The organism is Nitrospira moscoviensis (assembly GCF_001273775.1).
Taxonomy (GTDB): Bacteria; Nitrospirota; Nitrospiria; order Nitrospirales; family Nitrospiraceae; genus Nitrospira_D; species Nitrospira_D moscoviensis.
In genome coordinates, this window is sequence record NZ_CP011801.1 from 3,387,304 (window position 1) to 3,408,257 (window position 20,954).

General features: G+C 61.6%; 23 protein-coding genes. 5 read left to right on the forward strand and 18 right to left on the reverse strand.

From position 1 onward, the window contains the following. Positions 1-55 precede the first annotated feature (55 nt). The 10 genes from NITMOv2_RS16495 to NITMOv2_RS16540 form a co-directional block, all read right to left on the reverse strand. On the reverse strand, positions 56-1,423 hold the full coding sequence (locus tag NITMOv2_RS16495; protein WP_053380907.1) for a DUF3422 family protein: 1,368 nt from the start codon (positions 1,421-1,423) through the stop codon (positions 56-58). A gap of 8 nt (positions 1,424-1,431) precedes the next feature. Beyond that, complete coding sequence (locus tag NITMOv2_RS25145; protein WP_083448131.1) at positions 1,432-1,782, reverse strand: DUF5615 family PIN-like protein; 351 nt, start codon at positions 1,780-1,782, stop codon at positions 1,432-1,434. Positions 1,783-1,785: 3 nt separating this feature from the next. After that, entirely contained in the window at positions 1,786-2,013 is a 228-nt protein-coding gene (locus NITMOv2_RS16505; RefSeq protein WP_053380909.1) for a DUF433 domain-containing protein, read from the reverse strand. Between the two features lie 71 nt (positions 2,014-2,084). Beyond that, positions 2,085-3,323 carry a PDZ domain-containing protein gene (locus NITMOv2_RS16510; RefSeq protein WP_053380910.1) on the reverse strand — a complete coding sequence of 413 codons (1,239 nt, stop codon included), beginning with the start codon at positions 3,321-3,323 and terminating at the stop codon, positions 2,085-2,087. 61 nt (positions 3,324-3,384) lie between these two features. Further along, positions 3,385-3,945, reverse strand: coding sequence for a YqgE/AlgH family protein (locus tag NITMOv2_RS16515; RefSeq protein ID WP_053380911.1), 561 nt, complete (start codon positions 3,943-3,945; stop codon positions 3,385-3,387). A 67-nt stretch (positions 3,946-4,012) separates the two neighbouring features. After that, on the reverse strand, positions 4,013-4,804 hold the full coding sequence (locus NITMOv2_RS16520) for a nitrilase-related carbon-nitrogen hydrolase (protein WP_053380912.1): 792 nt from the start codon (positions 4,802-4,804) through the stop codon (positions 4,013-4,015). Positions 4,805-4,876: 72 nt separating this feature from the next. Continuing rightward, positions 4,877-5,224 carry a small metal-binding protein SmbP gene (smbP, locus tag NITMOv2_RS16525; RefSeq protein WP_145976387.1) on the reverse strand — a complete coding sequence of 116 codons (348 nt, stop codon included), beginning with the start codon at positions 5,222-5,224 and terminating at the stop codon, positions 4,877-4,879. 90 nt (positions 5,225-5,314) lie between these two features. Further along, positions 5,315-6,193, reverse strand: a complete 879-nt coding sequence (locus NITMOv2_RS16530) for a sulfurtransferase (protein ID WP_053380913.1) — start codon at positions 6,191-6,193, stop codon at positions 5,315-5,317. A 39-nt stretch (positions 6,194-6,232) separates the two neighbouring features. After that, the gene (locus NITMOv2_RS16535) at positions 6,233-7,513 is read right to left on the reverse strand and encodes a multiheme c-type cytochrome (protein WP_053380914.1); all 1,281 of its coding nucleotides are present in this window, start codon (positions 7,511-7,513) and stop codon (positions 6,233-6,235) included. Then, positions 7,510-8,454 (reverse strand): histone deacetylase family protein, encoded by a 945-nt coding sequence (locus NITMOv2_RS16540; RefSeq protein WP_053380915.1) that lies wholly within the window; start codon positions 8,452-8,454, stop codon positions 7,510-7,512. The genes NITMOv2_RS16535 and NITMOv2_RS16540 overlap by 4 nt, the downstream gene beginning before the upstream one ends. 162 nt (positions 8,455-8,616) lie before the next feature. Here NITMOv2_RS16540 and NITMOv2_RS16545 point away from each other — a divergent pair, with 162 nt between their 5' ends. Beyond that, on the forward strand, positions 8,617-8,934 hold the full coding sequence (locus NITMOv2_RS16545; RefSeq protein ID WP_053380916.1) for a tetratricopeptide repeat protein: 318 nt from the start codon (positions 8,617-8,619) through the stop codon (positions 8,932-8,934). Positions 8,935-8,937: 3 nt separating this feature from the next. On the opposite strand, the gene NITMOv2_RS16550 is transcribed toward NITMOv2_RS16545, so the two are convergent. Both NITMOv2_RS16550 and NITMOv2_RS16555 read right to left on the reverse strand, forming a co-directional pair. Next, positions 8,938-9,786 (reverse strand): hypothetical protein, encoded by an 849-nt coding sequence (locus tag NITMOv2_RS16550; RefSeq protein ID WP_053380917.1) that lies wholly within the window; start codon positions 9,784-9,786, stop codon positions 8,938-8,940. Positions 9,787-9,832: 46 nt separating this feature from the next. Next, a complete protein-coding gene (locus NITMOv2_RS16555; protein ID WP_053380918.1) occupies positions 9,833-10,162 on the reverse strand; it encodes a hypothetical protein in 330 nt (109 codons plus the stop codon). 142 nt (positions 10,163-10,304) lie between these two features. Between NITMOv2_RS16555 and NITMOv2_RS16560 the strand changes: the two genes are divergently transcribed. Further along, complete coding sequence (locus tag NITMOv2_RS16560) at positions 10,305-12,116, forward strand: M3 family oligoendopeptidase (RefSeq protein ID WP_053380919.1); 1,812 nt, start codon at positions 10,305-10,307, stop codon at positions 12,114-12,116. Positions 12,117-12,217: 101 nt separating this feature from the next. Then, positions 12,218-12,418 (forward strand): (2Fe-2S)-binding protein, encoded by a 201-nt coding sequence (locus NITMOv2_RS16565; protein WP_053380920.1) that lies wholly within the window; start codon positions 12,218-12,220, stop codon positions 12,416-12,418. Positions 12,419-12,447: 29 nt separating this feature from the next. On the opposite strand, the gene NITMOv2_RS16570 is transcribed toward NITMOv2_RS16565, so the two are convergent. Both NITMOv2_RS16570 and NITMOv2_RS24050 read right to left on the reverse strand, forming a co-directional pair. Next, complete coding sequence (locus NITMOv2_RS16570; protein WP_083448132.1) at positions 12,448-13,077, reverse strand: flavodoxin family protein; 630 nt, start codon at positions 13,075-13,077, stop codon at positions 12,448-12,450. 33 nt (positions 13,078-13,110) lie between these two features. Further along, on the reverse strand, positions 13,111-13,296 hold the full coding sequence (locus tag NITMOv2_RS24050; protein ID WP_053380922.1) for a hypothetical protein: 186 nt from the start codon (positions 13,294-13,296) through the stop codon (positions 13,111-13,113). Between the two features lie 30 nt (positions 13,297-13,326). Here NITMOv2_RS24050 and NITMOv2_RS16580 point away from each other — a divergent pair, with 30 nt between their 5' ends. After that, the gene (locus tag NITMOv2_RS16580; protein WP_053380923.1) at positions 13,327-13,896 is read left to right on the forward strand and encodes a DUF192 domain-containing protein; all 570 of its coding nucleotides are present in this window, start codon (positions 13,327-13,329) and stop codon (positions 13,894-13,896) included. 18 nt (positions 13,897-13,914) lie between these two features. On the opposite strand, the gene NITMOv2_RS16585 is transcribed toward NITMOv2_RS16580, so the two are convergent. The 4 genes from NITMOv2_RS16585 to NITMOv2_RS16600 all read right to left on the reverse strand — a co-directional run bounded on the left by NITMOv2_RS16585 (position 13,915) and on the right by NITMOv2_RS16600 (position 20,423). Further along, positions 13,915-16,095: a RelA/SpoT family protein gene (locus NITMOv2_RS16585; protein WP_053380924.1), complete on the reverse strand. Its 2,181-nt coding sequence runs from the start codon at positions 16,093-16,095 to the stop codon at positions 13,915-13,917. Between the two features lie 4 nt (positions 16,096-16,099). Beyond that, positions 16,100-17,797 (reverse strand): single-stranded-DNA-specific exonuclease RecJ, encoded by a 1,698-nt coding sequence (gene recJ / locus NITMOv2_RS16590; RefSeq protein ID WP_053380925.1) that lies wholly within the window; start codon positions 17,795-17,797, stop codon positions 16,100-16,102. A gap of 186 nt (positions 17,798-17,983) precedes the next feature. Then, on the reverse strand, positions 17,984-18,181 hold the full coding sequence (locus NITMOv2_RS16595; RefSeq protein WP_053380926.1) for a ubiquitin-like protein Pup: 198 nt from the start codon (positions 18,179-18,181) through the stop codon (positions 17,984-17,986). Between the two features lie 184 nt (positions 18,182-18,365). Continuing rightward, positions 18,366-20,423 (reverse strand): sodium-translocating pyrophosphatase, encoded by a 2,058-nt coding sequence (locus tag NITMOv2_RS16600; RefSeq protein ID WP_083448134.1) that lies wholly within the window; start codon positions 20,421-20,423, stop codon positions 18,366-18,368. Positions 20,424-20,699: 276 nt separating this feature from the next. On the opposite strand from NITMOv2_RS16600, the gene NITMOv2_RS16605 reads away from it, so the two are divergent. Next, the gene (locus NITMOv2_RS16605; RefSeq protein ID WP_053380927.1) at positions 20,700-20,954 is read left to right on the forward strand and encodes a hypothetical protein; all 255 of its coding nucleotides are present in this window, start codon (positions 20,700-20,702) and stop codon (positions 20,952-20,954) included.

Below are 20,954 nucleotides of genomic sequence, written 5' to 3' on the forward strand. Positions count from 1 at the left end.
GCCCTCGCAAGCCTCAACGCGGCTGAAGTCTACTGGACACCTCGAATTTGAGCAATCACGAAGAGGGAGGAGGCGGCGGCGCCCCTGCCAGCCTCTTGTGCAGATACTTCTTACTCACCGTGGTGATGACAAAGGCCAAACCGATGGCGATGGGGACGAAGACGGCGGAGGCGAGGTTGGCGTTCTTGAGCCAGCCCATGTCCTGCATCCCTTTGAAGATGTACCCTCCCAGGCCGGCCACGTAGTAGGCGATGACGATGACCGACAGACCTTCCACTGTGTGCTGCAGAAGGACCTGGCTCTTCGTCGTCTTGTCGACACTTTGGAGGAGCGTGAGATTTTGCGCTTCCAGGATCAGGTCGATGCGGGTGCGGATGATGGAAATGATACCCTCGAATCCGCCTCGGAGCGTCTCGATGCGCCGCAAGAGTTGCTGATATCCTTCCGCCACCCCGGTGATGCCGCCGAGCACATAATCAGAGACCGGGCGATACAATTCCATCGGCTGCTCGCCAAGCGAGGCCAACGTGGTGTGGACGATCTTGTCGTACGGCACCGACGCGGACAGTTCGAAATGCAGCTTGCCGGACATCCGATTGGTCTTCAACAGATCCTGCGTGAGGCTGTTCAACCACCGCTGAAGCGTCTCGGAGTTCGCATGGCCGATGTGGGCGGTGATGATCTCCCGCTGCTTCAAATGCACCTGCTCGAATTTGTAGACCTGGTCGATCGCGGCGGAGAACAATGGCTTCTGCATCAGCAAGAGGTGGTAATAGGTCTCGATCCGCACGATCGCATCGACGATGTCTTTCAGCCGCGACGCGTGAACTTGCGACGGCCCGACGCTGACCCAATACCGCTCGCGCCCTTGATCATCAGGCGTGAAACTGGTGGCGACACTCGTTTGGTCGTCGAAGATCCGGCTGCCGTAAATGACCGGCCCCGGCAGCAGCGCGCGCAGCTCGTCGCGCGGCGGCAGTGCATCGGTCGTCAACAAGATATCCAACCGGCAAACGTCCGATCCCAGCGGCGTCACCGGAAAGGTGTAGTGGGGGAACTTCAGCGGCCCGAACGTGACGCCGCCGCCGTTCTTTGGCGGCAGGTGCCAGAGCTGATAGTTGTAGTACTCGGTATGCGCCTGCCAGACGACGATCAGCCGGTCCCCGCTCTCCGCTTCCTTGACGCCGTACCCGAACGTCTCGCGCAACACCGTCGACTCGGCCGGCACCTTGAAGGTGCCCAACATCGACTGGAACTCGGACCGGCTGGCGGCGCGCTGCGTCGGCGGGTCCGCCATCCGGAAGGCTTTGTAATGGACATGAGCCGGCGCCCGCAGCCATTCGCCCAGCGGCAGATGCGGACGTTCATGCAGTTTCTTGAGCAGATGGTCGGTTCCCGGCTGCGGCGCTTCCGATGAATTCATGCTCACCCTTACTCCGTTGATGGCAAAGTCAGCGTAAGAAAAGTCGCCGTCTCCTGTCGGGCAAACTGCTCGATATCGTGTGCTCGCATGGTCAACAGGCGAACGAGATCCTGGTTAGAACAATTTCCGACATCCAGCCAAACGACTTTCTGTGGGGCTCCTCGCATCATGCTCAGGCGAAGGAAGTCCTGATCTCTTGTCACCAACAAGCAACCATGCTCTTTCGCCAGACGCCATACGATATCATCCGACGCCCCTCCTGCTCCTAACAGACGAACATGACCAGACTGCGGATACAGAGGGGTAATTGAAGGGAGAAGATACTCTGAAAGATTTTCGTCAAGGAGCAGCCGCACCACTGCTCAGGCTGCGGGAATAGAAAGAGTGCGCCGCTCGCGCTCCGCCGCATAGGCCAAGCACGCTAACACATCCTCATGCGTCAGCTGGGGAAAATTTGCGAGCAGTTCCGTTTCCGGCATTCCGCTGGCCAGATGGCCGAGCACTTCACCTACTGTGATTCTTGTGCCACGGACACAGGGTTTGCCAAACCGGATGTTCGGATCGACGCTGATGCGGTCAAGGAATTGCATGGGGCTATGATAACGGAGTCCTCATTCTGTCGCAACAAGACCTATTGGAGCTACACGCAGTCTGGACCTGCTTATAGTCCCGGGCGTTTTTCCGCCGTGACGGCGAGTTCCATCGTCTCGTCTCCGCGGCGCACGGTGAGCCTCAGCGTTTGGCCTGCTTCCACTTGGCACAAGCGTTTGGCGTCCCGCTCGCTCTTGATCCCTGCCAAGGAGCGCCCATTGCAGGCGACGACCTTGTCGCCAACTCGCAACCCCGCCTGCTCCGCCGGCAGCCCGCTGCGGAGCTCCCGCACCTGATAAAACCGAGCTCCATGGTCTTCCACCAGCTCCCAATTGACGCCGATGCGTCCCGAGCCGAGCAGGCCCGTCTGCGATCCGAAGCGAGCCAGGATCCGGTGGACGATCGTGCGGGCCGAGCTTTCCGGATCGTCGGTGGTCGGGTCGATCAGATGGCCTTCGCCGCTGAACAGCAGGACGCCGGTTTCCACATCGATGATCCGCAAAGAAAGCGAGACCGCGTGGGTCCTCTCCTGCTCGCGCCGCTCCCACTGTTGGACGTCTCCGACGATGATCGCCTGGGCGCCTACCAGTTTGCCCACTCTAAGGACGTTCGCGTCGTCGGCATGCTGCAATTGAATCACTTGCTCTTTCAACACTTCATCCAGCTTGGCCCGTTCGACCATGTGCACGTCCAGATCCAGCATCAGCGTCGTGACAATTCCGGCCACCCGCGATCCGCTCCCCTGCGCACCGGCCGCGTCTTCGAACAGCATCACGGCCATCGTGCGATACCGATCGATCGTCTCGCGGTCGATGGGACCGTTGCCCGACACGGTGGGTTCGGGCCGCCCGGCGCCGCCCGGCCGCGCCGTCGGCACGCCGACCGTCGCGCAGGCGCGCCGGCGCTGGAGAATCGCCGCCGGCGGTCCCCACGCGCAGAGCTCGTCGTTGACCAGCACAATGTGTTGCGGATACTCCCGCTGGTGCTCGGAGATGATGTTCGTGAAGGGATAAAAGAGGCACCCGCCGACCCAGATCGACAGGGGGCAATAGCCCAATTCGTAGAGCCATTGTTTTCGGGCCGTCATCGAATATTCCCACACCAACATGCGGCCGTCGTCACGCAGCACGCGGTCCGGGCGCCCGATCGCCTCGACCACTTGCCCTTTGGTCATCGGGATCGAGAGTCGATCCAATTTCGCTTCCGATTTGACGAGGGTATAGCCCACGCCGCAGCCGCTCGTCACCGCGGCTCCCGAACCGGTGACGACCAGCGCGAGAAGGACACGAATGAGCGGTGCGCCTCGCATGGCGCGAGAGCGTAGCACCACCCGGACATGGCTTCAATGGATCTCTACGACGGCGGACTTCTTAATTGTAGGAGGGGTCGAAAGGCATATCGGCATAATGCCGATACTCGTCGCCCAGTGTCAGGAGAATCTCCCCCCAGACACAGGTGGGATCTTTCTCGAAGACCATCGCCGGATCGGCGGGCAGCGTAATCCAGGAGCCCGTTTTCATCTCGCTTTCGAGTTGACCGGGTCCCCAGCCGCTGTAGCCCAGATAGGCGCGAAACGACTCCTTTGTGCCGGCGCCGGTGAGAATGCGCTCCACCATGTTCATATCGCCCCCGAGGCACACTCCGTCGAAGACATGATGGGAATTCTCCGGCAACTGCTCGGCGCGGAAGAGCAGCATGACTTGATTGGTCTGCACCGGCCCGCCGGCGTACAACACATGGCCGGAGCCTTCGAGAATCGGCACCTGCGGCAAGGCTTCGGAAATCGACATCGCGGTCGGCCGGTTGACGACGACGCCCAGCGCCCCTTCCGGCCCATGCTCGCACAACAGCACGACGGATTGGCGAAAGTTCGGATCGCGCAGGCTCGGCGCGGCGACGAGGAAAATTCCCTTGCGGAGCGGCGTCTGCATGGTCAAATCCTACCGTGCCGTCGCGTGGCGTGCAAGATGAACGGAGGGAGCAGACGCGCCCCGGCGGTCAGAGATTGTAGAGCCCGGACCGGCGGTCGCGCAGCAGATCGTTGTACCGGTTGAGGTGTTTGTCGCGGGCTTCGGCCGGATCGATGTCGAGCACGGTGAGGTCTTCCCGGTCGCGGGGCGCGCGGTGGAGGATCACGCCCTTCGGCGTCACGATCTCGCTGTTCCCGATATAGGTCAGCGGGTCTTTGCCCCCGCGGGCTTCACCGCCGATGCGGTTACAGGTCACGGCAAAGACCCGGTTCTCCAGGCAGCGGACCGGCATGGAATCGGGGCAGTTGGGCAAGACGAGGTTGGACGGATGGCAGAGGATATCGGCGCCTTGCAGCGCCAGCGAGCGGGCGGCTTCCGGATAGTACCAATCGAAGCAGATCATCACGCCGATCTTCGCCGGCCCGATGTCCCAGACGCGGAACCCGGAATCGCCGGGCGTGAAGAACAGCGTTTCCTCATAAAACAGGTGCGTCTTGCGGTAGCAGCCGAGCAAGCCGGAGGGCCCGACGACCACGGCGGAGTTGTAGCACCGGCCCCCGGCTCGTTCCGGCAATCCCGCCACGATGTGCATGCGGCGCCGCTTCGCCACATCCAGCAAGCGAATCGTCGTGGGACCGTCCGGCACCGGTTCCGCCAGGCGCTGCACCTCGTCATGCGAGACGAACTGATAGCCGGAGGCGAAGAGCTCCGGCAGCACGATGAGATCGGCATCGGCCTGCTCCAACTTGGCCGTGACCGTCTCAAGATTCTTCGCGACGTCGCCGAACTGCGGATCGAATTGGTAGAACCCGACGCGCATGAAATAGGTTGGGGGGTTGGGGCACGAGGCGGGAGGATCGTTCCTCCCGCCTCGTGCCCCTCGCCAGAATGATTACTTCACTTCCGAGAGATGGGTCACGGCGCCTTCGGCGTGCTTGGTCGCCACGTCCGCGTGGCCCGCCTTGCCGTGTTCGACGGCTTCTTTCAGGTGCTTCACGCCTTCGTCGAGATGCGGATTTTTCATTCCCGCCGCTTCGGCGTGCTTCAAAGCCCCTTCGGCATGCTTCACGAGCGCGTCCGCGTGGCCCGCCTTGCCGTGGGAGACGGCTTCCTTCGCATGTTCGACGGCTTCACTGACATGTTTGTTATCGGCGAGCGCCAGACCGGTGAGCATCGGCAACCCCGCGATGGCTCCGGCGGCGGCTACCACAAGTGCGCTGCGACGAATGGTGATCATCATGTTCGCCTCCTCCTGGTTGAATGTAGACGGGACAAGGACTGGAAGAATGGTAAATTCACCTTACACAGCGTTCTGCAACACTGTCAAGGTTCAAGAAGGGCGCGCCGTTTGGTCGAACCCCAGGATCTTTTGCAGCCCCTGGAAATCCTTTTCCACCGGGCAGGCAAAATCCCTGCTCCACTCCCACCAGGAACCCGGATAATTCCTCACGCGCTCGTAGCCGACCAGTTTGAGCACGACATAGAGCCACGCCGACCGCACACCGCCCGTACAATAACAGACCAGTTCCTGGTCCGGCCGGATTCCTTTCTCCTCGAGCGCCGCCTTGATCGCTTCGGCGTCTTTGACCGTCGCGTCTTTATTCAAGAAGCCGTTCCAAGCCACATGGATGGCCGACGGGATATGCCCGGGCCGCGGAATGCCGGACACTTCTTTCCCCAGATACTCCTCCAGGCTGCGGGCGTCCAGAATGGCGGTCTTCGGATGGGGCGCCCGCACGATCGTCTTCAGCTCCTCCTTGGCGATGGTCACCTGCTTCACCGGCTGCGCCGTAAAATGACCTGGCGGCGGGGTCACGCGGCCGTGTTCGAATGGGCGTTTTTCGGCCGTCCACTTCACCCAGCCGCCGTCCAAGATGCGGAGCTTCTTGTGCCCCAGATATTCGAGCATCCAGAACATGCGGCCTTCGTCGCCCCAGTTGTCGAAGGGATTGGAATAGATCACGACCTCGCTGTCCTGATTGATGCCGAGCCGCCGGAGGATCTGTTCGATCTGTTTGAGATCGGGGTTGAGCAAGCCTTTCGGCACGGCGTTCGGATCGCTGTACTCGTGCCAGGTGGAATGCACCGCGCCGGGAATGTGGCCGCCGAATTCATACGCGGCTTTGCCGCGCACGTCGATCACGACCAAGTCCGGTTGGCCCAACCGCTGCTGCAGGGTCTCCGTGTCGATCAGGAAGGGATGCGTCATGACGTTCCTTTGTTGGTGTGGGCTGTCCGCGATCCGCACTCAGCCTTCAGCTTGACAGCTCATTTCATTGCGCTGGCGGCTGGAGACTGATGGCCGATCGCTGTTGTTCAGTGCAGCCGTCAATTCACCGGATAAGGGGAAGTCCCGCTCGTACACCACGAACCGATACGGATCGTCGGCCGTCAGTCCATACTTGGTGCGCAACATCTCGTGCTGGCCGTCCGTCAAGATGTGGTACTGCACCCGGGTCTTGAGAATCAAGCCCTCCGCCTGTTCGGGAACCCGATACCCAAACTCGTAGGCGCGACTCGCCAGCGGCAGCAGCCGGTTATCATACAGTTCCAGAATCGCCGGCTGCCACAAGATCCAGCGACCCATCGTCGCGCTCTGCCGCTCCAAGACCGTCCCCTGCTTGTCTTCCACGGAAAACTCCACGGTGAAGTGGCGGTCCGGATCGCCCGTCGGAATCTTATGTCCGGCTCCCGCATTGATCAGCGTCAAGGTGAATGTGATGCGCTCGCCCGGCCGGACCGCTTCGCGATCGGCCTTCACCTGGACGGCGATGGCCCGCTTGACCATGTCGGGATCGTGCCCGCCGCGCCAGAGATGTTGCCGGCCGTGCCGGATAGGACCGTTCGTGGCGACGGGCCGATCGATTTCCGGCATGTGGCAGCTTTGACAAATGAAGCCCCGCTCCTGCATGAAAAACTTGCCTTCGTACTCGGCGTAGGTTCCACAGGGGCCGACATTGTAGAACTGCGCGGGCCCGGACACGACGTTATGGCACCGGTAGCAGACCTGAGCCGTGCGAAAATTGGGATCGAACTGCGTGGGATGCGGGGCGGCGGAATCCTCATAGGGGCCTAAGATGACGCCGTCCCGCACATGGCAGGCCGCGCAGGTGACCGATTCCTTCTGATATTCGGCGTCATACTGGGGATTCGGCACTTGCTCCGCTTTTTCCACCCGGCCGCGCGGGATGTCTTTCACCAGCGTGGGCTGTTGATTCTCCAGCGGTGTGTGGCAGTTCAAGCAGACCCACATATGCTTATCCTTCTTCCAATAGGCTTGGAAAAACGGATCGTCATAGGCGCGGGCATGGATGCTCGTCTTCCATTCTTCGTAGATCTCGCGGTGGCACTGGCCGCAGGATTCGGCCTTCAGACTCGTGAGCCCTGCCGGCACCGGCTGAAAGGGAATGGCATGCGCATAGTCGGATCGCAGCCCGAAAATCACGACCGGCTTGATCTCGGTGTAATAGAGATAGATCGCGGCCGCCAACACGAGCGCGGCGAACCCAACTTTGACGAAGCGGTTCATGAATCCAATAGTGTCCGGATATGGCGGTCGACGGACGAGGCCAGGGCCGTCAGGTTGTACCCGCCTTCGAGCGAAGAGACGAGGCGGCCGTGTGCATGGTTCGCGGCGATCCCCGCCACGATGCGCGTCAGCTCGGCGTAGCCCTCTTCCGTAAGGCCCATCCCGGCCAGCGGATCGTCTCGATGCGCGTCGAACCCGGCCGAAACGATGACGAAATCCGGCTTGAATGCATCCGCCGCCGGCACGAGTGACTTGAGAAAGATCTCCCGATAGGCGTCATCCCCTTCGCCGGGCTCCATTGGGACGTTGATCGTGAATCCTTCACCGGCACCGCGGCCCCGCTCGGCGGCTCGTCCGGTGCCGGGATAGTGCGGGTACTGGTGGGTGCTGAAAAAGAGGATGGACGGATCGTCTTCAAAGCTGTGCTGCGTGCCGTTGCCGTGGTGGACGTCCCAATCGACGATCAGGACTTTCTTGAGTCCGTACTGTTTCTGCGCGTAGCGCGCGCCGATCGCCACGTTGTTGAAGAGACAAAATCCCATGGCTCGGCCGGCTTCCGCATGATGGCCCGGCGGGCGCACGGCGCAGAAGACGTGCGCCACCAGTCGGGCCATGACGGCATCCACCGCGGCCAAGACGCCCCCTGCTGCAAGATAGGCGGCGGTCAACGATCCCGGAGACATCGACGTGTCGGGATCGAGCGAAACGCGCCCGCTGGCCGGCGCATGGCGGTTGAGCGCCGCGACATAGCCGGGCGTATGAACCTGCGTGATCCATTCGTCTTCGGCTTTCCGAGGTTCGATCCTCGTGAGCCGGGTCAGAGTTCCCGACAGCTCCAACTGTTGCATGATGGCGCGCAGCCGATGCGGCGACTCGGGATGTCCGGCTCCCATGTCGTGCTCGAGGTAGGCCGGATGGTAGACCAGACCTGTGTTACCCATAAGCGAGCCAGTGATCAGTGATGCGTGATGGGTGATCAGCGCGGTCTTGACTCATCACTCTTCACTCATCACCATTCACTCGCGATGGTAGCACGCGCAAAACGGCATAGACAATGAGCGCTCGGCGCTGCTATCGTCCTCCGAGACGAAGAGGAGGATGCGATGCCGAATCCGAGAATCGAACCGCTTAAGAAAGTCCTCGCGGTGGATCCGAATGACGAGGTCGCCTGGTTCGGCCTGGGGAAAGCTTATATGGAAGACGGCCATTTCGAGGAAGCCGCGAACGCCCTGCGGCAATGCGTGACGGTCAAGCCGACCTATTCAGCCGCCTACTACGCATGGGCACAATCGCTCCACAAACTCGGCCGTCTGGAAGAATGCCGGCAAGTCTCCGACCAAGGAATCGAGGTCTCCAAGAAAAACGGCGATGCGATGGTGACCAAGAACCTTGAGATGTTAAAGGGAACCCTGCCTGCCTGACCCTTACAACAGGCTGCGAAGCGTATCCTGCTGCCGCTCATTCAAGACCGCGGCGGCAGCAGGATTCCGGACGAGCATACGCACCCGCGGCTGAGCCCGCTCCTGCTTGCTCCGCTCAATCACGTCGACGTTCGCCAGTCTCGTTCCGGCCTTGGACGGAAGCGGATGGACGTCCCACAGCGAAATCAGCACGGCGCTCAGATGGCGCAGTCTGGTCAGCAAGACCGTGACCGCCCCTGAGAGGGCTTTCAAGTCCAGCCAGATCTCCTCGCGGCGGCCAGTCGTGCCGCTCCGCAGGTCGGCGCGCGGAATGGAAATGTGGAGCAGCACCGGATCGCAGTAGTCCGACAGCTGCTTCGCCTTCTGCTGGATGCGCGCCAATACGCGATGGATCAGAATCACGCCGCGATCTTCTTCCGCGCCCTGGTCATCGTCTTTGATGATGCCGCGCAGCGGCAGGCGCCGGCGCTCGGCCGAACCCACCATGGCCGTCACCTCGACAAACAACCGGTCGCGCCCCAGATGGCACTCCAAGTCCGCCGTCCGGGCCTGAGACTCCGGCAAAAACGTCACGCGGACGCCGGCTCTGATCAGGTGGGTCGCCAGTTCCAGCTCGGCGAGCGCCGATTCCCGCACGCCGGGATCGTCATGCGCCAGCCGATGGATGAGCCGCCCCAGCCGCACATGGCTGGATTGATCGGCGCAATGGCGATGGAGCGCCGTCCATCGGTCTTCAAGCTGACGGGAGAGGATCTTGTCAGGCCGGCGCTTCAGGGACAGCGCGGGGACTCCGTGCCCTTCTCGAAGATGGGCGTGCAGTTTCAGCGTCCGTCGTGGTCGCCAGCGGGCCATGGAGGGTCGTTACTCGTGAACCGTTATTCTCACGAATGTTTTAGTACTAGACCGGCTCTGCGCCTTCATCTTCGCCGGAAGACGACTCCTCACCGGCAGGCGGCGCGGCGTTCAGTTCCTCATAGACTTCATCCAGCCATCGGCCCGCACAGCCGAGCACTTCGCGGACCAGAGGCTCCGGTTGCCCCGTGCGCCTGATAGTCCACTGTGAGACATATTCCAACAGCGCGTCGCGCTCGAACTGGCGCGTAGACTGAGCCGCGAGCTCCGTCAATTCGCCGAGACCGGTCTTCAGGATGTCGCCGACCGTTTCGCGGGCGTAAGAGGTGCTGGCCGTGACATATTGAATGGCGCGATTGAGCTCTTGATCGGTCATCGTCCTGCCAGAATTGTCACATCCGTCCAAGGCGCTGTCAACGAACGAACCCGGCGAAGGCCGCCGCCTTTTCTCATCCGCCCCGCAGGCGGAGGATGGTATGATCGATCATCGTTCCGCCCGTGAAGAAGGAGATATGAGAATGGCCCGTCAACTTCGCACCCGAACCGCCGCTCCGTCCCGTCGCGCTCGCGTCACAATCCCGGACCGCTGGAACTTGGCGGATCTGGTCGAAGATCCGGTGAAACGGCTGGACTCCCATCTCGCCGAATTGGAATCCGCCATCGCGCAGATTGAAGCGGCCCGGCCGGAGCTCTCTCCTTCCATGTCCGATGACCGATTGATGGCGTTGTTGAAGCTCAGCGAAGCCGTCGCGCGGGGCTCTGCGCGGCTGGGCGCGTTCGCCTATTTGTGGTTTTCGGAAGACACCAAAAACCCTGAGGCGCGGTCGTTCAAAACCCGGGTCGAAGAACGACTGACGGCGCTCAATAACCGCCTGCTCTTCTTCGAGCTGTGGTGGCAGAGCGTCGACGAGGCGAATGCCGAGCGCCTCATGGGGACGGCCGGCGATCTGCGCTATCACCTGGAGACGATCCGGCGATTCAAGCCGCACACGCTGACCGAGCCGGAGGAAAAGATCATCAATGTCAAAAACGTCACCGGTCGTAGCGCCGTCCATACGTTGTACGACGTGATCACCAACGGGTTCACATTCACGCTGCGGGTGGGCGGCACGAAGCGGACGATGAACCGAGAAGGACTGATGGCCTATGTGCGCCATCAACGGCCTTCGATTCGGCAGGCGGCTTATCGGGAGCTGTATCGGGTGTTCTCGGCTCAGCGGGACGTCCTGGGAGAAATCTACAAGACCCTCGTCAATGATTGGAAATCGGAACAGCTCGGGCTGCGGCATTTTTCTTCTCCGATCGCCAGCCGAAATTTGGGGAATGACATCCCGGACCGGGCGGTGGACGTCCTCTTGGCGGTCTGCGCCAAGAACGCGGGGATCTTTCAGCGCTATTTCACACTGAAGGCGAAGATCTGCAAGATCGCGACGATGAGCCGCTATCATCTCTACGCGCCGCATCGGACAGAAGCGAAGAAGTACCGCTACGCCGACGCGGTGAAGATGGTCCTGGAGGCCTACCGCGGCTTCTCTCCACACCTGGCCGGCCTGGCCGAACAAGTTTTCACGGATCGGCACATCGACGCCCCCACCCGCCCCGGCAAGCTTGGCGGCGCCTATTGCTACAGCGTCGTCCCCGGGTTGACGCCCTACGTCATGTTGAACTACACGGGCGAAGCGCGCGACATCGCCACGATGGCCCATGAGCTGGGCCATGCAGTGCATGGGATGATGGCGAAGGACCATTCCATCTTCACCTTCCACTCGACGCTGCCCCTCGCCGAGACGGCGTCGGTCTTCGGCGAGCGGATTCTGTCCGATGCCCTGATGTCCCAGGAACGAAACACATCCGTCCGCCAGGGGCTCCTGTTGAGCCAGTTGGACGACATCTATGCAACGGTTCTGCGCCAGGCCTACTTCGTGCGCTTTGAAAAACTCGCGCATCAGATGATCGCCGAGGGGGCGACGGGCGACCAGCTGGCCCAGGCCTACATCGGCGAGCTCCGGCAGCAATTCGGCAGGGCGGTCACAGTGCCGGACGAGTTCCGGTGGGAATGGCTTACGATTCCCCACATCTACGCCAGCCCGTTCTATTGCTATGCCTACAGCTTCGGCAATCTGCTCGTGCTGGCGCTCTATCGCATGTACAAGGATCAGGGTGCGGATTTCGTGCCGAAGTACCTCGATCTGCTCGCCACCGGCGGGTCTCAGGCGCCCCGTGACATCCTTGCCAGAGTGGGAGTCGATATGACTTCCGAACCCTTTTGGCAGTCGGGATTCGACCAAATCGAGGAAATGGTGGGGCAGTTGGAAGCCACCCTTTCTTGAGCCTCCCGGGGCCTAACGATTCTTATGCAAGGGGGCTTGACAGGTTCCGCCTGTTGAGGCATACTGAGAATGCTTCTCATAATCGTTCACAAGGACATTCCATGTACGTCTGTCTGTGCAACGGAATCACGGAATCGGATGTTCGCGAGGCAGGCCGCGCCGGCTGCCTCACTCCTTGCCAACTCAAGTCGAAATTCCGCCTCAAACAGAACGGCTGCTGCGGCCGTTGCGCGAAGAACATCCATCAGCTGGTCGACATCGCCGTTCAAGGAGCCTCCGAGCCCTGCACGGCGGAACGGTAACGGTTCGCAGACCACGCTTCCGGTAGGATTCAGCGAGAAGAGTGCGGGTGGAGAAGCGCGGTGATTTCGGCCACGCGCCGGCCCAGAGCCTTGGCGTCGGCCAGTTCTTTCTTGTCGATGCCGGGGCTGTCGCCCTCGGTGGTGGCGGACGCTCCGAAAGCCCCGCCGGCGCTGACGACGATCATCTGATTCCCCAGCATCGCGGCGAGAATGGTGAGCATCGTCACTTCCTTGCCGCTTGAAACCTGTCCGCCTGTGGCGAACGCCGCGCCGACCTTGTTCTTCATTTTGAACTCGGGGAACACGCCGAATTTGAACTGCCAATTATCGAAGAAAGTCTTCACCTCCCCCGACATGTTCGACCAGTAGACCGGCGACCCCACGATCAGGGCATCCGAGGAAAACAGCTCATCGGCGGTCACCTGCCCCACTGGTTTCAGCAGCACCTCGGCGCCCGCAACGCTTTTGACCCCCTCGGCCACCGCCTCCGCCATCTGCTTGGTGTTGCCGGATAAGGAATGGTAGGCGACGAGCACCTTGATGCCCGATCGGTCATCTTCCGCGCCCGATGGATGGGGAAGGAACGAAGCCAGCACAAGAACGGCGAACAGGAGGCAGGACCAGACCGTCACCTGAGAGAAGAGACGCCTTATCGGCATGGATAAATCGGAACGAACGACTCGGGACTGCGATCAGCGCCGGAACGTTTCTTCTTCCAGATGCTCTTCGACCGACACTTCCGTCAAGGTCCCGCGGTAGTCACAGCGGTGGCATCGAATCCGCCATTCCTCCATCCACTTTTCCTGCACGTAGGACTGGCGGCATTTCGGGCAGACAAAGACGCCCTTCTTGTACAACACGCGACGTTTCTCTTGCATGCAGGTCCTCCGTCGGCAACCAGCAGGAGGATGGCACAGCAACCGGCGGGATTGCAAGGTGCGGCCCGACACGGCACGGCCGGGACGGCCGATTCCTTGACTCGGTGCGATGCGGCTCGCTACGATGCCGCCATGCGCATGATTCTGCTCGCCGGCTTGGCCGGCCTCTTCCTGCAGGGAGCGGCGTTCGGCGAGCCCGCCCGGCGGATTGCCGATTCACGGCTCATCCCGATCCAAACTCCGTCCGGCGTGACGATCCAGGCGGAAATCGCCGATACCCCGCAGAAGCGGGCGACCGGTCTGATGTACCGCGAGCAGCTGAAGAAAGATCACGGCATGCTGTTCGTCTTCAGCGAACCGCAGGCCTGGACCTTCTGGATGAAGAACACGAAGATTCCGTTGGACCTGATCTGGTTGGACGGCAAGAAGCGGGTGATCTACATCGAGCGGAACGTCCCCATCTGCACGAGGACGGACGACAGCTGCCCGCAATACCGGCCGAACGACGACGCCATGTTCGTGTTGGAAATCGCGGGCGGTACGGTGGACGGGTACAAGATCGAGAAGGGATCGAAGCTGCAGTTCGCCGTCCCTAACTGAGCGGCCGCTCCACGCCCATTACGACTTTTCCTGCCAGGATCGGATCCGCCGCGCGGTAATCACGCCGTCGACGCGCTCCACGGCCTTGAGCACGCGGTTGAGGTGACCCGTGTCGGCGATCTCGATGACAAAGTCCAGCTCCGCCTTGCGGTCCTCGCGGGTCATGATCTCCGCGCGGCTGATATTGGCATGACATTCCGCGATGGCGGAGGACACGTTGGCGAGGACTCCCGTCTTGTCGACGGCGATCACGGCGATCTTCACCGCATGCTGGCTGGGCGTGGCCGTGTCCCACTCCACCTCCACCAATCTTGCGCGGTCGTAATCCAACGCTTCCAGATTCGGACAGTCGACGGCATGGATCGTCAGGCCGCGTCCTCTCGTGATGTAGCCGATGATCCGATCGCCCGGAACGGGGTTGCAGCAGCGGGACAGCTGCATGAGAAGATCCCGCGCCCCTTTGACCCGCACGCCTTTTTCATCGGTTTTCGCGCTCGGCACCTTGGCCGGCACCGAAGGTTCCGCCGGCGCGGAGGTGCCGCCCGGCGACGGGGCCACGAGCTTGCCGACGATCTGAGCCGTGGCGACATGGCCGAACCCGACGGCGGCGGCCAGCTCGTCCGGTGAATCGAATCCCGCCTGCTTGGCGACCTCCAACAGTTGATCCGATTTCAACACCTGGGCCGGCGCGAGCCCATGGCGGCGCAGCTCGGATTCCAGCAGACGCCGTCCGATTTCGACGCTGCGCTTCTGCTCTTCCGCTTTGATCCAATGTTTGATCTTGGTCTTGGCCCGCGAGGTGCGGACGAATTTGAGCCAATCCTTGTGGGGAGTCTGGTTCGGCGAGGTGAGAATCTCCACCGTGTCGCCGCTTGTCAGCTGGTGCTTCAGCGGCACGATCTTGCCGTTGACCTTCGCGCCGACACAGTGGTCGCCGACTTCGGTATGGATGGCATAGGCAAAATCCACCGGCGTGGAGCCTTTCGGCAGCTCCTTCACAGTGCCTTTCGGCGTGAAGACATAGACGACGTCGTGGAACAGCTCCAGCTTGACCGAATCCATGAACTGCCGGTTGTCCGGCAGGTCCTGCTGCCATTCGATGAATTGCCGGAGCCAGCCGAACGTCTTGCTGTCCTTGTCCTCGATCCGTCCCTGCTCTTTGTATTTCCAATGGGCGGCGATGCCGTATTCGGCGACCCGGTGCATGTCTTCCGTGCGGATCTGGAATTCCACATGCTCCCCTTTGGGTCCGACGACGGTGGTGTGCAGCGACTGGTACAAGTTCGATTTCGGGATGGCGATATAGTCCTTGAACCGGCCGGGAACCGGCCGCCAGAGCGAATGGATCACGCCCAACAGCGCGTAGCAGTTCATCTTCGTGTCGGTGATGATCCGGAGCGCCGTCAGGTCGTACACCTCCTCGAAGGAAATCGACTGCTTGTTCATCTTCTGATAGATGCCGTAGAGATGCTTGGGCCGGCCGTAGACTTTTCCCGGCAAGCCGGCCTCAGCCATGGCCTTTTCGACCAACGAGCTGACTTCTTGAATGTATTGCTGCCGGTCTTCGTCCCGCTTGGCGACCCGCACACGGAGGGTTTCATAGACATCGGGTTTGAGGTGCTTCAGACAGAGGTCTTCGAGTTCGTTCTTCACCCACCCGATGCCGATGCGATTGGCGAGCGGCGCGTAGATCTCCAGCGTTTCCTGGGCGATTTCCTGCCGCTTCGTTTCGTTCAGATGCTCCAGCGTCCGCATGTTGTGCAGCCGATCGGCCAATTTGATGATCACGACGCGGATATCGTCCGCCATCGAGAGGACCATCTTGCGGAAATTTTCGGCTTGTTTTTCCTCGGAGCTCTTGAAGGTGATCTTCCCGATTTTCGTCACGCCGTCGACCAGATGGACGACTTCCTTCCCGAACTCCCGCTCGAGCTCATCGGCGGTCGCCACCGTATCTTCCAGGGTATCGTGCAGCAAGCCCGCCACCACCGCCGTCACGTCGGTCTTGAGCGAGGTCAGCACCCCCGCCACCGCCACCGGATGTTTGACGTAGGGCTCCCCGGACCGGCGGGTTTGGCCCTCATGGGCCTTGGCCGAGAACTCATAGGCCTTGCGCACCAGGCCGAGATCGGCCTCGGGTTGGTAGGTCTTGATCCGGCCGAGCAGTTGCTCGATGTCTGTGACGGTTTCGTACACCATGCTGCTACTCGTACCCCGCCGGTCTCACGTCGCGAATGCGAAGCTGGATTCGATCGTAGCCGTTCCAGTGGTTGAGCTCCGGCGTAAAGGCGACGTCCACGGGGCTCTTCACGGACAATCCCCGATCTTCCAGCGATCTCATGCCGAACCCTATACTATCAAACGGCAGCGACCGTCCCTGACGGACCGTCATTTTCAAGTGCTTCTCACCGACGACCCGGGCGTTCAGAATGTCCAAGCGCCGGACGGCGAAGGTCGGCTCGGGGTTGCCGGCACCGAATGGATGCAGCGTGCCGATCTCCTGGATCAACTGCAGCGTGATCTCGTCCAGGGTGACTTCCGAATCCACGTGCAGGGTGGGCACGCTGTGAGTTTCCCGCGCCCAGGTCTCCGCCACGGCGGCAAACCGCTCGGCGAATTCCGGGATCCGTGACCCCTGGATCGTGACGCCGGCCGCGCTGGGATGGCCGCCGAAGGCCAGCAGCAGGTCCCGGCAAGCCGTGAGCGCCCGATACAGGTCGAAACCCGGTACAGTCCGGGCCGACCCCTTTCCGATCCCGTCTTCCGAGACGGCGATCACGATCGCGGGCCGATGGTACCGCTCCATGATGCGGGCCGCGACGATACCCACCACGCCCAGATGCCAGCCGCGGGAAGACAACACGATACCGCTCGGCAACGCGCGTGATTCGACCTGAGCGACCGCTTCCTGCATGATGCCGGCTTCCATCTCCTGCCGCGCTCGATTCAACTGTTCGAGATCCTCCGCCAGCCGCTTCGCCTCCGCCTCCGACTCGGTCGTCAACAGTTGCACGCCTTTGATCGCCTCGTCCAACCGTCCCGCGGCATTCAGCCGCGGGCCCAGCTTGAAGGCGATCGTCTCGGCCGTGCATTCCCGCGTGATGCCGGCCACTTGCTTTAAGGCCCGGATACCGCAGCGCGCGCCGCGCGAGAGGAGCGCGAGCCCCTCCCGCACGAACAGCCGATTTTCATCCTGCAACGGCACCACGTCGGCGACCGTCGCGAGCGCGACGAGATCCATGAGCGAGTCGAGCGGGACTCCACCTCGACCGTATTTTATTTCATAGGCCTGGGCGACCTTGTAGGCCAGCCCGCCCGAACAGAGCCCGCGAAAGGGATACCGCGCGTCCCGCCGGTGCGGATTCATCACCGCCAGCGCGGGCGGCATGTATTCATCGCTCTGGTGATGGTCCGTGACGAGGACATCCATCCCGAGTTCGTTCGCGAGCGCGATCTCCCGATGAGAGGTCGTGCCGCAATCCGACGTGACGAGCAACGAGACGCCGTCCGCCGCCAAGGTGCGGATGGCGCCCTCGTTCAACCCATACCCTTCCCGCAGGCGGTGCGGGACGTAGGCCTGCACCTCGGCGCCGAGCCCGCGGAAAAACGAGAGGTAAATGCCGGTGGCCGACATCCCGTCCACATCATAGTCTCCGTAAAAACACACCCGTTCGCCTTTTTGCATGGCTTGACGAAGGCGGTCCACCGCCCGATCCATGTCCGGAATGAGAAACGGGTCGTGCGCTCGGACCGGCGACAGCCAGGCCGTCGCTTCATCGATAGTCGTGACCCCTCGCCCGAGCAGAAGGGATGCCGTGGCGGATGAGATCGACAGGGCTTGCGCCAAGGCGCCGCGTTGGACGGGATCAATCGGGCGAAAGACCCAGAGCTTAGACTTCATCCGTGCCTCCTCAAGGGCCTGCGCGCCGGAACCTAAATCGTCGGGATTACACAGGAATGATGCCGAATGGTAATGAGTCGACGGGGCTTTGTCAAACTCCGAACATGGGGAGAGACTCAACGGATCACTGCAATGAACGAGGATGAAGGCGGGAGAAACGAACAGGGGAACGCGAACCGGAGCTCGCTATTCCCCTCCCTTCTGCACATAGTTCTTCACGAATTCTTCGGCGTTCTTCTCGAGGACATCGTCGATTTCGTCCACGAGCTTGTCGATGTCTTCCTTGATTTTCTTTCCGGCCTCGACGACCTTAGGGTTCGCCTTGACCTCTTCCTTCGCTTGCGGCTCGCGCTTCGCTTCCTGCTTGCGTTCCTGTTTCTCCATTCGAGCACCTCCCATGATGCGTGGGAAACTCTCGTGGACCGATCACGACGCCTAGAGTCACCTTACTCCAGCGCTCGCGAAGCCGTCAAGCCGAGCGTCGAAACACGAAGCGCGACGTGCGAGAACGCGCGGGCCGGCCGGAAAGATCCGTCCAGTCTCGCGTGTCTCGCTCGTCGCGCCTGTGCTACCTCACGATCAGCGACACGATGAGCAGCGCGACGATATTGATCACCTTGATCATCGGATTGACCGCCGGTCCCGCCGTGTCCTTATAAGGATCGCCGACCGTGTCACCGGTCACCGCCGCCTTGTGCGTGTCGGAGCCCTTCTTGCCTTGCTCCTCGATGTATTTCTTGGCGTTGTCCCACGCGCCTCCGCCGCTGGTCATCGAGATCGCGACAAACAAGCCGGTCACGATACTGCCGACCAGCACGCCGCCGAGCGCCTGCGGCCCCAACACCCACCCCACGAGCAGGGGCGACACGACGGGGATCAGGCCGGGAATCATCATCTTTTGAATCGCGGCTTGCGTGACGATGTCCACGCAGGTGCCGTATTCCGGCTTCCCGGTTCCCTCCATGATGCCCTTGATCGTGCGGAACTGCCGGCGGACTTCTTCCACGACCAGGCCGCCCGCTTCGCCGACGGCTTTCATGCAGAGCGCGCCGAAGAGAAACGGCAGCATGCCGCCCAAGAACAAGCCGACCAATACCTTCGGATCGGCCAACTCGAACGCCGCCAACGCCGGATTGTGCGCCGCCACTTCCCGGGAATATTCGGCGAACAGCACCACGGCGGCCAAGCCGGCCGACCCGATCGCATAGCCCTTCGTCACCGCCTTGGTCGTGTTGCCCACCGCATCCAATGGATCGGTGATGTTCCGCACTTCTTTTCCCAAATGCGACATTTCGGCGATGCCGCCCGCGTTGTCCGTGATCGGCCCGAAGGCATCGATCGCCACCACGATGCCGGCCATCGAGAGCATCGACACGGCCGCCACCGCGACGCCGTACAAACCGCCGGAGGCCGCGCCGCCGGTGATCCAAAAGCTCGTCAGGATAGCCGCCGCGATCACGACCACCGGAGCCGCCGTCGCCTGCATGCCCACCGCCAGTCCCGCGATGATGTTGGTGGCGTGCCCGGTCTCGCTGGCCTTGGCGATGCCTTTCACCGGCGCATAGCTCTTGGATGTGTAGTAGTCGGTGATGAAGACCAGCGCCAAGGTCACAGCCAATCCGATCAGGGCCGCGAGATAATAATTCAGCCCGCTCACACCGCCGACCCCTTCCATGATCATATTGGTGATGGGCAAGAAGGCGACGGCCGCAATGCCGCCGGCCACGAAAAGGCCTTTGTAGAGAGCCGGCATGATGTCGCCCCCAGGGCTGACCTTCACGAACAGGATCCCGATGATGGTCGCGAAGATCGTGACACCACCCAGGGCCAGCGGGTAGAGAATCGGCGCGGTCGCCCCCTTGAACATCGTAAAGGCCAGCACCATCGCCGCCACGGTGGTGACTGCGTAAGTTTCGAACAGGTCGGCCGCCATGCCGGCGCAGTCGCCGACGTTGTCGCCCACGTTGTCGGCGATGACCGCCGGATTGCGGGGATCGTCCTCCGGAATGCCGGCTTCCACCTTGCCCACCAGGTCGGCGCCGACGTCCGCCGCTTTCGTATAGATGCCTCCGCCCACGCGCGCGAACACCGAGATCAGGCTGCCGCCGAATCCCAGGCTGAGCAACGCATGGATCGCCTTCTCCTGTCCGGCAATCGTCTGGGCGATGGTGTAGAACCCGGTGATGGCCAGAAGTCCCAGGCCGATCAACAAAAGACCCGTCACGGCACCTCCCCGAAAGGCTACCGTCAACGCCGCGTTCATGCCGTTATGCGCCGCCTGCGCGGTTCGCACGTTCGCCCGGACGGCGATGATCATGCCGACGTACCCGGCAATCGCCGACGCGCCGGCGCCCACCAGAAAGCCCACCGCCGTAAGCAGGCCGAACTTGTCCGAGATGGCCCCGGCTCCGGCCAGGATGACGAACAGCACCGCCGCCACGACGCCCACCGTCTTGTACTGGCGGTTCATGTAGGCGCCGGCGCCTTCCTGGATCGCCTTGGCAATTTCCTGCATCTTCGCGTTGCCGGCATCGAGTTTGAACACCCACATCGCGAGATAGAGGCCGTAACCGATGCCGGCCACCGCCGCAATCAACGCAAAGATCACAATCGCTGAATCGCTCACGGGATACCCTCCTGGTGGTTAAACGAGCCTCTCGTATGTCACACGGTTCCCCTTGGCTTCAACCCATCAAAAGTACGAAAATCAGAGGGGGAAACCGCAGGGTGGTGCAGTCGTGACGCGGCTAACTGGCCGAAAAGTTGGGCCATTCTATACAGGTGAGGGGTGCGGATCAAGCTGAAAAAGGACGGCGCCGGACCGACCAGCCGCGTCCTGTCGCTCGCTTTGGATTTGCCGCGCTCAGGAGTCTTTGCTATAGTCCGCGGCTGAGGATCTGTGATGGGACTGGAACCGAACTACATCGTGGTGGACGGCCAGACGTTCAGCAAAGCAAAGCTGGCGCTCGACAATCACGTCTACAAAAACTGCCAGATCGACGATTGTGACTTGTATTATAGCGGCGGCCAATACGAGCTGCTGGACACACACATTACCAATTCCCGCCTCATTCTCAACCACCCGGCTAAAGGCATCTACAACGCCCTGCAGATCTTCAAGATGAAATCTCCGGGCTCCCGCATCGTGTACGAGTGA